Below are 14493 nucleotides of genomic sequence, written 5' to 3'. Positions count from 1 at the left end.
AATAAATTCATTAAATTTCTCTTTATTATATTCTTTCAATTTTTTTAAAATCTTTAAACCATTATATAAATTTTTTATTTCAAATTTATTATCTATTCTTAATTTTAAATCAATTAATGCAGAATATTTTAAATTCTTATCAATCATTAAATCTATTTTAGTTATAGTTAAATCAAATTCATTATTTTTTAAATCATATAAATATTTATCATTTAATATAAATTGATTTTTTGAAAAAATTAATTTTTCTGTCTTATTTTTTTTAAAATATAACCAAATTATAACTAAAATTATAACAATTAAAACTATATAAATCATCATTTTCATATTTTATCAGTAATCTCCTAATATATATCTGTAATTATGTTATTTAATTTTTCTGATGCTTAAAGTCATATATTTTAATCAAAATTTTTAAAATATTTAATAGCCAAACTAGTTTTCATATCATATGTAGATGATAATACTTCATCTACCTTAACTTTGACTACTTCAATATCTTCTCCATCATCTAAATTTTGTTTTTTTGCTACTGCATCTTTTTTTAACCTAACTGCATAAAAATATAGTTTTTCAGTTGAATAACCAGGTGTTACATATTGATAATTAGGCATTTTTACCATTTTTTCTATATCATCAGTATAAAACCCAGTTTCTTCTGCTAATTCTCTATACATAGCATCTAATGGTTTTTCACCATCATCTATAAGTCCTGCAACTATTTCTAACATATTATCATCACTACCAGCCCTATATTGTTTAACTAAATATATATATTCCATGCTATTATCAAATACTGCTACACACACTGCATCTATTCTTTCTAAATACTCTAAATTAACATTTCTAGTTGGATGTTTTTTTATTTTACCTTTTAAAAATTTAAATTCTTCTCCCATTATTGTTGCTCCTTTTTTAATTTTCCCACCATTTTGAATATGGTAATTCATCTATACTAAAAATTTCTCCTATTTTAGGCAATACCAGTTTTATTTGTTCTTGCTCAGAAACTTTTTCATTATGCTTATCTATGGCATTTATAATACGTTCAGGTGGTTCATTATATCTATGATTAGATAAATCAAATTTACCCCAATGTATCGGTAATGCTACTTTTGTCTTAATATCAATAATGGCTTTTGCAGTTTCTTCTGGCATCATATGAATAGTTGACCACACTTTATTATACGCTCCATTTTCCATAAATGCTATATCAAAACCATCAAACATTTCACCAAGTTTTAAAAATTCATTAGTATAGCCACCATCTCCACTAAAATATGCTTTTAAATTAGGTGATATAACTGCCCATGAACCCCATAATGTTCTCCCTGTATATTCTTTTTCTATTAACATTAATCTAATATCATCAAGGTTTCTACCACTAAAATGACGACTTGGTGTAAATACAAATCTTATATCATTAAACTTAACTTCATCATACCAATCATATTCACTTATTTTCTCATCTGCAACACCCCAATAAAGTAAGTGTGCTTTAACTCCTAATGGCACATAAAATTTACTTACATTTTCATGCATTTCTTTAATAGCATAATAATCTAAATGGTCATAGTGGTCATGAGAAATAAGGACTATGTCAATGTGTGGCAAATCTTTTATCTGTGGTTTATTAGTCATTGCAAATGGTTTACCCGCAAAAAATACTGGTGCTGCATTGTAGAATACTGGGTCTGTAATAATAGTTGTATCATTAGTTTTAAATAGTACAGTAGAGTGTCCTAACCATGCAAATTCTCCATTTTTTATTTCCTTAACATTAATTGGTACTGTTTTAATAGGTTTTGTGGGATTTTTACCTTTTTGTGGAAAAAACATACTTTTTAAAGTAATAATTCTATCTAATAATCTAATATCTTCTCCTGATTTAAGACTAGTTATATCTATATTAGTAAAATGATTTCCATCAAAATTAGGAGATTTTTTCATATTTAACATACTGTCTTTATTTGGTTTATCTCCAAATGCAGGGTGTACATTTATATATATAAATGTAAGTATTAATATTATTAGTGTAAATAGTAATATTAATTTAATAAAATTCCAAAAATCTATGAATAAAACAAATAAGAATAATAATATACAAACAAATAATTTAAGTAATAATTTTAAGCTTTCTTTATGTAACATTTCATTTTGCAATTTATAGTGTAACTATATTATGCATCTCCTTTCTAAATATTATACATATTATATTTAATTTTTTTTGATATAATACGTTGCTTTTCCTTTTCCAAATCTCACAATATAGTTTTCTTTAATTAATTTTCTCAATGAATTTTCTACTGAGGTTTTTCCTATTTGTGGAGTTAATTCCATAATTTCATGTTTAGTTAACTTACCTATATTATTATCAAATGCATTTCTAACTTGTTCTAGAGCCGGTATTTTTTCATCAACATAATCTACTCTATTTTCAAAATCTCTATATGCAGAAATTATTATACTTAATATATATTTTATAAATGGAGTAAGGTCTTCATTACTATCATGCCAATTTTTACCACTTTTTTCTAAAGCATCATAATAATTAAATTTAGTCTTTTCAATTTTATTTTCTAAACTTATATACTTACCAACAATGTAACCTTCTTTGTATAATAATAATGTTGTAAGCAATCTTGACATTCTACCGTTACCATCATTAAATGGATGAATACATAAAAAATCATGTATAAAAATAGGTATTAAAATTAATGATTCTATCTCTCCATCATTTATCATCATATTAATATTTTCACAAATGCTTTCTATTGCTCCAGGAGTTTCATATGCTTCTAATGGCTTAAATTTTTCAATAACTGTTCCATCATTTAAAGTTTCTATAATATAATTTTGAGAATTTTTAAATTTTCCACCTATTGATTTAGATGAATATTTGTATAAATCCCTATGTAATTGTAAAATAAGCGATGATTTAATAGGTATATATTTATAATTTTCATGTATAGTATTTAAAACATCTCTATAGCCCAATATTTCTTCTTCATCTTTATTTCTAGGTGTTGTTTTTTCTTGTACTAATTTTATCATTCTTGAATTTGTAGTAATAATTCCTTCAATTTTATTAGAAGCATCTATACTTTGAATTTTTGCTATTTCAACTAATTTATTTAAGATATTGGGTTTTATTTTCAAAAATAGCTCTTGTCTTCCTTTATATTCATGTATTTTTGCTATTAATGATAATATTTCGTTATCCCATTTTAATGTTTTTAATTTTTTATAATCAAAAGTTTTCATTCGCTCACTCCTTTCGCTTTTCGCTCAATTATACCATTTTTTTGAGCGATTTTCAATAAAATGAGTTATAAAAATTTAAAAACAATACATTTCATATTTTTTAAAAGAAAAAACTATTGCACACACAATAGTTTAAATAATTTAATCAAAATTCTTTTCTTTTTTTAGTGTTGGGAATAAGATTACGTCTCTTATTGATGATGAATTTGTAAGTAACATACAAAGTCTATCTATACCTATTCCAAGTCCACCTGCTGGTGGCATACCATACTCTAATGCTCTTATATAGTCATAATCCATATCACAGGCTTCTTCATCACCTGAATTTTTCTTATTAACTTGATCTTCAAATCTTTCTTTTTGATCTATTGGGTCATTTAATTCAGAATATGCATTTCCATATTCTCTACCTGTAATAAATAACTCAAATCTATCTACCCATTCTTCACTACCATATGAATTTTTAGATAATGGTGATATTTCTTTAGGGTATTTAGTTATAAATGTAGGATTAATTAAAGTATGTTCTACCTTTTCTTCAAATAATAGATTTAAAATACCAAATTTAGTATATTTAACCTTATTATCTAGTGGTATATTAATTGATTTAGCAAATTCTACTGCTTGCTCATCGCTAGTTATAGTTTCTATATCAAAACCAGTAACTTCTTTTACTATATCTTGCATTGTAACTCTTCTCCAAGGCTTAGCAAGATTTACTTTTTTATCTTCATATTCAATTTCATATTTACCATGTAAATGATAAGTCATAGATGATATTAAATCTTCTGTTATGTCCATCATAGTATTAAAATCAGCATATGCTTGATATAGTTCCATCATTGTAAATTCTGGATTATGTTTTATTGATACTCCTTCATTTCTGAAATTTCTATTTATTTCAAATACTTTTTCAAATCCACCAACTAATAATCTCTTTAAATATAGTTCAGGTGCTATTCTTAAGTACATTTCTTGACTTAATGCATTATGTTGAGTTATAAATGGTTTTGCTGCTGCTCCACCAACAACAGAATGTAACATAGGGGTTTCAACTTCTATAAATCCTCTATTTTCTAAGTATGTTCTCATATATCTTATTATTTCAAACCTTTTTTTCATAGTGTCCATAACTTCTTCATTCATTACTAAATCAACATATCTTTGTCTATATCTAGTTTCAATATCAGTTAAACCATGAAATTTTTCAGGTAATGGTCTAATATTTTTAGATAATACTGTATATTTTATGGCTCTTAACGTTAATTCTCCTGTTTTTGTATGGAATAGTGTTCCTTCTATACCAATAAAATCTCCTATGGCAAGATTTTTAAATATTTCATATTCATCTTCGCCAACTTCATTTTTTGAAACATAAAATTGTATTTTCCCACTAGGATCTTTTAAATGTGCAAAACCATTTTTTCCCATTCTTCTATATGAAACTATTCTACCTGCTGTAACAAATACTCTTTCCAAGTCATTGCTATTATCAAGTATATCTTGAATACTATCTTTTTTATCAAAAAATCTTCCATATGGTTCTATACCCTTTTGTCTTAATTCTTCAACTTTTTTTAGTTTTTCACCCATAATATAGCTAGTGTTTTGTTCTGACATTCTAATCTCCTTTTATCTTTATATTTATTTCCAAATCTAATATTTTTTCATTGTTTTCTGTATATTCACTTGATTTTATTATATAATCATTTTCTAAATTATACAAACTATGTGTTTTTATTTTTGTAATAATTTCATTTCCGTTAAAATTTAATATAGACCTAGTTTCTTTATTTAATTCATAGATTTTATGATAACTTATGTCTGAATTTTTTATAACTTCCAATTTTTCATTATCTATTTTTAATATTAAATCTTTTGAAATATATTTAAAATTTTCATACATAAATTCTTTATCTTTAATTTCTATTATTTCTTCATTACCATACTCATATATATATTTAGATACTATATCAATTTTCATTATTAAATATCTCTTCGAATAAATCATCTATATCTAAATCAATCTCTTCTTCAATATCATCATCTAAATCTATATCATCATGTATAAAGGTGTCATCATCTTCATCATCATAATCAGTATCATTATCTCCAATATTAAAGTCATCGTCATCGTTTATGTAAAAATCTCCATCTAATATAGATTGTCTTTCATATATATCTAAGATTGCTTCTTCATCTTCTTCATCAACTTCACTAATAATCTCGTCATCTTCATCTTCAATTAAAAAAATCTTTTTAAGTCCATACTCATTTTCAGCAACTATATATTCATTTTCTTTTATTTTAATTGTAGTAAGACAAGTATAATAGTCCATATTCCCATCTATTTCATATTTGAATTCATCACCGTAAGAATACATATAAACCTCCATTATTTATGATATTTTATATTTTTTTGTATACAAATACTTCTATATATTTGTTCTGTAAGTATTAATCTAAATAATTGATGCGGAAAAGTTAATTTTGAAAAGCTTATTCTTAAATTACAACTATTCCTTACTTCTTTATTTACTCCGCGAGATCCACCAATAATAAATATAATTTCACTATTAGTCATAGATAATTTTTCTATTAATTCTGATAATTCTACAGAATCTATCTGCTTAGCACCTATATCTAATAATATTTTATAGGCATTAGTTTTATCTAGGTATTTTAATATACTAGCACTATCTTTTTCCAACGCTAAATCATTATCTTTACTTTCTGATAATTCTACTATATCAAAATTTATATAAGGTCTTAATCGTTTAGAGTATTCAGTTATACCATCAATTATATATTTTTCTTTTATTTTACCGACAGCCACTATGTTTATTTTAAGCATAGTTAATCTCCTTGCTATTATACATTGATAATTATCATAAATCAAGGTATTTTTTTTATTCTTTTTTATGTGTAAATTCTAATGATAAATGTTCAAAAATTTAAAATTTTGTCTCTATGTTACTATTTTCAACTATTTTTATGCATTTTTAATATACTAATTATATACTTCTTTTAGTCTTTTTCTTTAAAAAAAAATTATTTGTCATATTTTTCTTCAAATTCTTTTAAATATAAGATTTCAATAATTCCAGACCAATCTAGAACACAACCAACGAAATCAACAATATCTAAGTCTTTCATTTCATAGGTATCACCATTATTAGATGAGCCTGTAGCATCTTCTATATATGTGATTTTAAAACCTAAGCTTTCTCCAATAATACTTGTAAATAAACAACAATATTCAGCATTGAAACCACAAATAATAAGTTGTTCAATATTATTTTCTGATAAATATTTTTTTAAAGTACTTTCTCTAAAAATATTAGGACTATTTTTTTCTATGATAATAGAGCTATGTTCCATTATATATTTTTCTATATTTCCCTTGTTAGAATTACAGTAAATTCTACTTTCAGGGTCATTATCTATATGTTTTATTGAAATAACAGGTAAATTATGTTTCTTGCAATATTTTATTAACTTATGAATATTATTTATTTCATTTTTAAAATTATTTTCAATAATGCCATATTGTGCATCTAGTATAATTAATGCTTTATTCATTTTTCCTCCAAATAATAAATTTATAAAAGTTTATTATAGTAGTTCTCTCGCATATTTTATTGCACCTAATGCAAATATTTTTCTTGAAGTTGCAGTATGTTTAATTTCTACTATTTCATCAATTCCAGCAAATAGTATTGTGTGTTCCCCTGAAATATTACCTGCCCTTATGCTATGCATTTCTATTTTTGCATCTTTATTAACTTCTTTTATGCTATCGGCTATAGTTATAGCAGTTCCACTTGGAGCATCTATTTTTCTAGTATGATGCTTTTCTATTATACTTATATCAAAATCTTTTAATATTTCTGCTGCTTTTTTAACTAATTCATTAACTGCATATACACCTAAAGAAGTATTACTGATTTTTGAAAGATTTATTTTTTCTTTTGCTTTTTCAATATATTCTAACTCATCATTAGTTTGTCCAGTTGTTGCTATTAATATAGGTTTATTTTTTTCTACTGCAAAATCTATTATTTTTTTAGTAGCACTATGATGAGAAAAATCAATTATAACGTCAAATTCTTCATCACATTTTAATTCATATTTAGTATCTAGCATGGCAATAAATTCATCAGTATTTCCTATATTATCTTTTACAATATTAGCCATTACTCCATTTCCAAGTATTAGTATTTTCATATTTAATCATATCCTTTCATTGACTTTTAACAATATATATTGTATCATATATTTAATATAATTTTTAGGAGGAAAAAATGGTTAGCAAAACTTTAATGTTCACAGGAACAAATGGATTACACGCAAGACCAGCAGGAGCACTGGTAAAAAAATCTAAGGAATTCAAAGATTCAAATCCAAAATTAATTTTTGGAGGAAATGAAGTAAATGCTACTAGCCTTGTCAAAATATTATCACTTGGTGTTAAAAACGGTTCTGAAATAACAGTAACTGCCGAAGGAGATAATGCACAAGAAGCAGTTGATGCTATTGTAGAACTTTTATCAAATATCGTTGATTAAATATTTTAAGGAGCTTACGCTCCTATTTTATTTCATATTTTTTATTATCAAACTCTAAATAATAACATTCTAATTCTAATTTATCTGCTTTTTTATACTTAGATGAATATTTATCATCACCTATTATAGGCAATCCTATACTACTTAAATGTACTCTTATTTGATGCTTTCTTCCTGTAAATAATTCTATATCAAAATATATTTTTTTATCTTTTTTATCTATAACTTTAAACTTAGTTTTAGATTCTTTACCATTTTTAGATACTATTACTTTCTCATCTGTTTCTAATAATTTATTTTCAATTATGAATTCATCTCCTATGTTATATTTACCATTATCTAAACATATGGCCTTATATTTTTTTATTATCATATTTTCTCTTATTAATTTTGTAATATGTCTTAAACTTACTGGATTTTTACACCCAATAACTAAACCAGAAGTTTTTTTATCTAATCTATTTGCAAAATCCATATTAAACATTTCTGCTATTCCTTTTTTAGTATCAGTTCCCTTATGCATAGCCATACCTTTTGGCTTATTTATTATTAATATATCATCATTTTCATAAAAGATTAAATTTTTATATTCATAATTTATTTTTTTATTTTCCTTTATTTTAAAATCCAAATCCTGTATTTCTATTTCATCATTTAATTTTAATCTATAATTTTCTTTAGATTTTTTACCATTAATACGAATTTCCCCTTTTCTTATAGCAGAAAATATTTCAGATAAGCCATTATTTTTGCAAGATTTTTTTAAAAATCTATCTAATCTCACTTCAACATTATCTTTATCAACTTTATATTTCATTTGAATATACCCTTATACTTTCTACTAGGGCTATTAATATGAAAGAAGATATGTATGAACTACCACCATAACTTAAAAATAGTAAAGTTTTTCCTGTTACAGGTATTAAACCTATTGTCATTCCTATATTTATTATTGTATGCCCTAAAAATATACCCGATATTCCATATATTATTAATCTACCATACTCATCATCTACATTTTTACTTATATTAATAAATTTAAATATTAAAAGAAAGTATATTAGTATAATGCTTGTTGCACCAATAAATCCAGTTTCTTCTGCTATAACTGAGAATATAAAGTCTGTTTGTGGTTCAGGTAAAAATTTAAGTCTACTTTGGCTTCCATTTAATATACCAGAGCCACTTAATCCCCCTGCTCCTACTGAAATTTTAGATTGTGATACATGCCAACCCTTATTTTTTATATCTTTTTCAGGATTTATAAATACTTCTATTCTAGTTTTTTGATAATCACTTAATACATATCTATATGTAGGGTATGCTGCCAAAATTAGAAATACTGCTATGTATATCAATGGCTTTATATTAGCATTACTTAAAAATAGCATACACACATATGAAAATAAGATTATTAATGTTGTTCCTAAATCAGGTTGTTTTACTATTAAAACCAAAAATGGAACGACATACAGCAAACAAACAACTATATCAATAATATTATTTATACCTTTTCTAAATTTACTAACTATAATATATGAAATAACCATTATAACTATTATTTTTATAAATTCAGATGGTTGTAATTGTACACCAAATAAATTAATCCAACGCTTAGCACCCAGTGTTGTCTTACCAAAAAATTTTACAAATAGCAAAACAAGTATACCCAATATATATAAATATTTAATATACTTTTTGCTTATTCTATAGTCTATAAATATAGATAAAACAAGGAATATTGTTCCTATACCTATCCAAAAAAGATTATGTTTTAAATAATACATAGATCTTGTTGCACTATATATAAATATTGTACTTATAGTGCATAATAAATATACTAAAAAAACTAAACTTAAATCAAATTTAGAAAATTTTAGTCTTAAATCTTTAAAAATTCTCATCTAATTATCCTTATATATTTTATTTAATACTTTATTTGTTATATCAATTTTCTTATTTTTAATATAAAATTCATCTAATTTTTCTTTTATAACCTTAGGAAATACTTCGTTTGCTTCTTTGGTATATAATGAAAGATAGTATGCTATTTGACTTTTATTTATTTGTTCATTAATAAAGACATTGTAATCTTTTAAAAATAATGAAGTTACTATTATTATCATAGTTAAAATATATGCTTCTGCTATTCCTAAAATACCACCTAAAACTTTATTAAATACTCCTAAGCCTATAACTCCTAAGAACTTTTCTAGTAAATACTGTCCTATAGTTATTAAAACTACTATAATTACAAATGTCAATATATATGCTACTACATTAGAATTTATTGGCAAATTATAATTTTTAATATACGAATAGGTAGTTCCTACAAAAATTGGTGTTATTAATATGGCAACGAGTAATTTTACTAATCCAAATACCATATATACCATACCTTTTTTTAAGCCTGTAAAAAACATTCCTATTAAAATTATACCAAATACTATATCATATATCATATTTTTTTCTCCTGTACTATTTTTATTATTTTATTAACTACTTCATCTAATGTTAAATTATCAGTATCTATTAAAATTGAATTTTCAGCCTGTTTTAATGGTGCAATTTCTCTATTCATATCTTGTTCATCTCTTTTAATTATATCTTTTAAAATTATTTCATAATCAATACTAGTATTTTCTAAATATCTCCTTTTTGCCCTAATTTCTGGACTAGCTGTAATAAAAAACTTGAAATCTGCATTAGGAAATACTACAGTTCCTATATCTCTTCCATCTAAAACTATATCTTTATTTTTAGAAATTTCCCTTTGCATATTTACCATATATTCTCTAACTTTATCTATTTTTGAAAGTTTAGATGCTAGTTTAGAAATCTCATTTTCTCTTATTTCATTACTTACATTAATACCATCTAAATAAAAGGTTTCTTTTTCTATTCTTATATCTAAATCATTTAATAATTCTTTAACTTCTTTATTTTCTTTTTTCATTTTAAGAGCAAATAGTCTATACATTGCTCCTGTATCTAAATGCTCTATATCTAATATTTTTGCAACTTGTTTTGCTATGCTGCTTTTACCACTACCTGATGGTCCATCTATTGCTATTATCATGCTATTTTTCCTCATTCATGAATACTAAACTTACCCATTTATCTTTATATTTTTTATCTATTAATTTTAAATTTATGCTACTTGCTTTTTTAATAAATCCTGTTTCTTTTTCAGATAAAATACCCGAAAAAATTACTATACTTCCATTTTTTAATACTTTTTTAATGTCTAATAATAATTTTTCTAATACGTCTACTAATATATTTGATACTATTATATCATATTTATCATTTATTTTGTCTACTAAATTTCCAATTTGTATATCAAACTTATCTAAATTATTATCTTTAAAATTTTTATTTACTACTTCATAACAATTTTTATCTATATCTATGCCTGTAACTTTATCTATACCTAGTTTTTTAGCAACTAACATAAGTATACCTGAACCACAACCTATATCTAATAAACTTTTCTTATCATCTTTATATTTTTCTAACATTTCAATACATAATGAAGTAGTTTCATGTGTACCTGTACCAAAAGCCATAGATGGGTCTATTTGTATTACAATTTCATCATCTTTTGCATCATAAGTTAACCAAGATGGGTTTATAACTATTTTATCAGTAATTTTAGTTGTTCCAAAACTTTTTTTCCACTCATCTTTATAACTATCAGTATCTAAATCTGTTGTATATATTTCATATATAAAGTAATCTTTACTTTCCATTAGGTCTAAATTAATCTGATTTATTTTTTTATCTAAAAATCTATTATTAGGTAAATAAAATATTATAGTCCACAAATCTTTACTATATGATTTAGTTTCATCATAGTCTAAATCATTATGTGTAAAATCTTCTAAAAGTTCTAATTCAAATATACCATAATTACCTAATACATTCACTATATATGATTTAGTTTTTTCTAAATCATCTGAATAATATCTAAGCATTATTTTTTTTAATATCATACTTCTCCATATTCCAAACTAATTCTTTCTATACTTAAACATTTACCTGTTTTTTCATCTATTTCAGTTACTATACCATTAATCATTAAATTATCTTCACATGGAACATATCTTCCTGAAAATCCTTCTTTAAATCTTTTCAAACTCTCTTTTTTGTTCATACCTACAACACCATCTGCTCCACCTGTCATACCTATGTCTGTTATAAAGCCAGTTTTTCCATAAAGTATTCTATTATCTGAAGTTTGAGTATGAGTATGTGTACCATATATTACAGATGCTATTCCTGCTAAATTCCAACCCATAGCCTGTTTTTCTGAAGTTGCTTCTGCATGAAAATCAACTATTAAAATATCAACTTCTTCTTTTAATCTAGGTGCTAATTCATCAATAGCCAAAAATGGACAACTTATAGGTTGCATAAATATTTTACCTTGTAAGTTTACTACACCTATTTTTACTCCATTTTTATTAACTATTACATAACCATGTCCTGAATTGTTTGAATGATAATTATATGGTCTTACTATTTTTTCTTCATCATTTAAATAAGGTATTATTTCTTTTCTATCATATGTGTGATTTCCAAGAGTTATTACATTAACACCCTTATCAAAAAATTGTTTTGCTATTTTAGGAGTTATTCCAAATCCAGCTGCTGCATTTTCTCCATTTACTATTATAAAATCATAATCGTTTTTTCTTTTTTCAAGAAATTTAAATAAAATTTCTCTACCTGGGTTTCCTACAACATCCCCTATCATTACTATTTTCATTTTTTCTCCATTTATTTTAAATTATTTTTACTTTAATATAATAAAAGCAGTCAAATGACTGCACTTTATTTTGCATACTCTACAGCTCTAGTTTCTCTTACTACTGTAACTTTTATTTGTCCTGGATATTGCATTTTTTCTTCTATTTCTTTTGCTATATCTCTTGATAATATTACTGCTTTATCATCATCTATTTTATTTGGACTTACTATTAATCTTAACTCTCTACCTGCTTGTATAGCATATGAATTTTCTATTCCTTCATAAGAATTTGCTATTTCCTCTAATTGTTCTAATCTCTTTAAATAATTAGTTAATGTTTCTCTTCTTGCACCTGGTCTTGATGCTGATAGAGCATCTGCTGCTTGTAATATAACAGCTTCTATACTTATTTTTTCTACTTCATCATGGTGTGCTTCTACTGCATTAAGAACAACTTCTTTTTCTTTTGAGAATTTTCTTAAAAAATCTGCACCATTTATTGCGTGTGAACCTTCTTGTTCATGAGTAAATGCCTTACCTATATCATGAAATAATCCAGCCCTTTTAGCAACTTCTACGTCTGCACCTATTTCAGCGGCTATTGCTCCTGCTAAATGTGCCACTTCAACACAATGTTTTAGTACATTTTGTCCGTATGATGTTCTGTATTTTAATTTTCCTAATACTTTTAATACTTCTTTTGGTAAAGTAGGTATTCCTACTTCCATTATTGCTTCTTCTGCTGCATCATATATGCTTTGTTCTACTTCTATTGCTGCTTTTTCAACTACTTCTTCTATCTTAGTTGGGTGTATTCTTCCATCTTGTATTAATTTTTCTAATGCTATTTTAGCAACTTCACGCCTTACTCCATCAAATGATGATAATACTACTGCTTCTGGTGTATCATCTATAATTAAATCAACACCTGTTGCTGCTTCTATGGCTCTAATATTTCTACCTTCTTTACCAATAATTCTACCCTTCATATCCTCATTTGGTAATTCAACAACTGTAATAGTTGCATCTACTACGAAGTCAGAAGCACCTTTATTAATTGCAGTAGATAACACTCTCCTAGATATCTTTTCTTTTTCTCTTTCTAAGTTGTATTCATAATCTCTAATCTTAACTGCTTTATCATGTATTAATTCATTATCTAGTTTAGTTAAAATTATATCTCTTGCATCTTCTAGACTAAGTTTAGCAATTTTTTCTAACTCATCTTGTTCTTTTGCAACAATTTCATCAAGTTCTTTTTGTTTATTAATAAGATCTTCTTTTTGTTCATCAATTTTTTTCTCTTTTTCTTCCAACTTTTGATACTTGACATCTAGATTTTCTTCTTTTTTTACTAATCGAGATTCTTTTTTAGAAATTTCTTGTTTCATTTCTTTAATTTCTTGATCGGCTTCCCTTTTTTTATTTAAAATATCTTCTTTAATTTTTAAATTTTCCTCTTTTTTAAAAGCCTCCAATTCTCTATTTAAATCTTTTTTAGTAGTATCAAATCTTCTTTTTGCATCAACTATTTTTAATTCTAGTTCACTTAATTCAGAATATTTAGATACATATTTTTTCTTCATACGTAATATAACTATAACACTTATTAATACTGCTAATAGTATAATTACAATTAAAAACACATATTTACCCATGTTTCCCATGTTACTCCCCTCTAATCACGCTTTTCATAAAAAGATGAGATTTTCCAAATATCATTTTGTTTTTTCCAAACGACGTCAAAATAGTATGTATCTATTTATTCTGAATTAAGTGAACTAGCATTAAAAATTGTTGTTGCAAAAAGAAGATTTGATACTACTAAAAAAGATTTAAATAAAGAATTGGAGGCTTTAAAAAAAGAGGAAAATTTAAAAATTAAATAAGATATTTTAAATAAAAAAA

General features: G+C 24.7%; 18 protein-coding genes. 1 reads left to right on the top strand and 17 read right to left on the bottom strand.

Annotated features, from left to right (window positions below; genetic code table 11):
• The 10 genes from AWT72_RS05695 to AWT72_RS05650 all read right to left on the bottom strand — a co-directional run.
• Positions 1 to 327, bottom strand: a 327-nt coding sequence (locus AWT72_RS05695) for a hypothetical protein (protein ID WP_156413090.1), incomplete at its 3' end; no start/stop codon positions are given.
• Positions 328 to 401: 74 nt separating this feature from the next.
• The gene (locus tag AWT72_RS05690) at positions 402 to 950 is read right to left on the bottom strand and encodes an NUDIX hydrolase (RefSeq protein WP_067142148.1); all 549 of its coding nucleotides are present in this window, start codon (positions 948 to 950) and stop codon (positions 402 to 404) included.
• The gene (locus AWT72_RS05685; protein WP_156413089.1) at positions 916 to 2151 is read right to left on the bottom strand and encodes an MBL fold metallo-hydrolase; all 1236 of its coding nucleotides are present in this window, start codon (positions 2149 to 2151) and stop codon (positions 916 to 918) included. The genes AWT72_RS05690 and AWT72_RS05685 overlap by 35 nt, the downstream gene beginning before the upstream one ends.
• Before the next feature lie 66 nt (positions 2152 to 2217).
• The gene (locus AWT72_RS05680) at positions 2218 to 3264 is read right to left on the bottom strand and encodes a Fic family protein (RefSeq protein ID WP_067142142.1); all 1047 of its coding nucleotides are present in this window, start codon (positions 3262 to 3264) and stop codon (positions 2218 to 2220) included.
• Positions 3265 to 3405: 141 nt separating this feature from the next.
• Positions 3406 to 4884: a lysine--tRNA ligase gene (lysS, locus tag AWT72_RS05675; RefSeq protein WP_067142139.1), complete on the bottom strand. Its 1479-nt coding sequence runs from the start codon at positions 4882 to 4884 to the stop codon at positions 3406 to 3408.
• 1 nt (position 4885) lies between these two features.
• Positions 4886 to 5248 carry a hypothetical protein gene (locus AWT72_RS05670; RefSeq protein WP_067142136.1) on the bottom strand — a complete coding sequence of 121 codons (363 nt, stop codon included), beginning with the start codon at positions 5246 to 5248 and terminating at the stop codon, positions 4886 to 4888.
• Complete coding sequence (locus tag AWT72_RS05665; RefSeq protein ID WP_067142134.1) at positions 5238 to 5648, bottom strand: hypothetical protein; 411 nt, start codon at positions 5646 to 5648, stop codon at positions 5238 to 5240. Before AWT72_RS05665 ends, AWT72_RS05670 begins: the two co-directional genes overlap by 11 nt.
• An 11-nt stretch (positions 5649 to 5659) precedes the next feature.
• Positions 5660 to 6118: a 23S rRNA (pseudouridine(1915)-N(3))-methyltransferase RlmH gene (locus tag AWT72_RS05660; RefSeq protein WP_067142132.1), complete on the bottom strand. Its 459-nt coding sequence runs from the start codon at positions 6116 to 6118 to the stop codon at positions 5660 to 5662.
• 197 nt (positions 6119 to 6315) lie between these two features.
• The gene (locus AWT72_RS05655) at positions 6316 to 6846 is read right to left on the bottom strand and encodes an isochorismatase family protein (RefSeq protein ID WP_067142129.1); all 531 of its coding nucleotides are present in this window, start codon (positions 6844 to 6846) and stop codon (positions 6316 to 6318) included.
• Between the two features lie 33 nt (positions 6847 to 6879).
• The gene (locus tag AWT72_RS05650) at positions 6880 to 7491 is read right to left on the bottom strand and encodes a 4-hydroxy-tetrahydrodipicolinate reductase (RefSeq protein WP_067142126.1); all 612 of its coding nucleotides are present in this window, start codon (positions 7489 to 7491) and stop codon (positions 6880 to 6882) included.
• Between the two features lie 77 nt (positions 7492 to 7568).
• Here AWT72_RS05650 and AWT72_RS05645 point away from each other — a divergent pair, with 77 nt between their 5' ends.
• Positions 7569 to 7832, top strand: a complete 264-nt coding sequence (locus AWT72_RS05645) for an HPr family phosphocarrier protein (RefSeq protein ID WP_067142123.1) — start codon at positions 7569 to 7571, stop codon at positions 7830 to 7832.
• Positions 7833 to 7854: 22 nt separating this feature from the next.
• Here AWT72_RS05645 and AWT72_RS05640 read toward each other — a convergent pair whose 3' ends face one another.
• The 7 genes from AWT72_RS05640 to rny all read right to left on the bottom strand — a co-directional run bounded on the left by AWT72_RS05640 (position 7855) and on the right by rny (position 14252).
• A complete protein-coding gene (locus tag AWT72_RS05640) occupies positions 7855 to 8649 on the bottom strand; it encodes a pseudouridine synthase (protein ID WP_067142120.1) in 795 nt (264 codons plus the stop codon).
• A complete protein-coding gene (rodA, locus tag AWT72_RS05635; RefSeq protein ID WP_067142117.1) occupies positions 8639 to 9736 on the bottom strand; it encodes a rod shape-determining protein RodA in 1098 nt (365 codons plus the stop codon). Before rodA ends, AWT72_RS05640 begins: the two co-directional genes overlap by 11 nt.
• Entirely contained in the window at positions 9737 to 10294 is a 558-nt protein-coding gene (locus AWT72_RS09490; protein WP_067142115.1) for a CvpA family protein, read from the bottom strand.
• Entirely contained in the window at positions 10291 to 10911 is a 621-nt protein-coding gene (gene cmk, locus AWT72_RS05625; RefSeq protein WP_067142112.1) for a (d)CMP kinase, read from the bottom strand. The genes AWT72_RS09490 and cmk overlap by 4 nt, the downstream gene beginning before the upstream one ends.
• A 1-nt stretch (position 10912) precedes the next feature.
• Positions 10913 to 11827 carry a 50S ribosomal protein L11 methyltransferase gene (prmA, locus tag AWT72_RS05620; RefSeq protein WP_067142109.1) on the bottom strand — a complete coding sequence of 305 codons (915 nt, stop codon included), beginning with the start codon at positions 11825 to 11827 and terminating at the stop codon, positions 10913 to 10915.
• Positions 11824 to 12603, bottom strand: coding sequence for a TIGR00282 family metallophosphoesterase (locus tag AWT72_RS05615; RefSeq protein ID WP_067142105.1), 780 nt, complete (start codon positions 12601 to 12603; stop codon positions 11824 to 11826). The genes prmA and AWT72_RS05615 overlap by 4 nt, the downstream gene beginning before the upstream one ends.
• 65 nt (positions 12604 to 12668) lie before the next feature.
• A complete protein-coding gene (gene rny, locus AWT72_RS05610) occupies positions 12669 to 14252 on the bottom strand; it encodes a ribonuclease Y (protein WP_269320276.1) in 1584 nt (527 codons plus the stop codon).
• Positions 14253 to 14493: the final 241 nt, after the last annotated feature.

This window comes from Oceanivirga salmonicida (assembly GCF_001517915.1).
Taxonomy (GTDB): domain Bacteria; phylum Fusobacteriota; class Fusobacteriia; order Fusobacteriales; family Leptotrichiaceae; genus Oceanivirga; species Oceanivirga salmonicida.
This window is presented reverse-complemented; position numbering and strand designations above follow the sequence as displayed.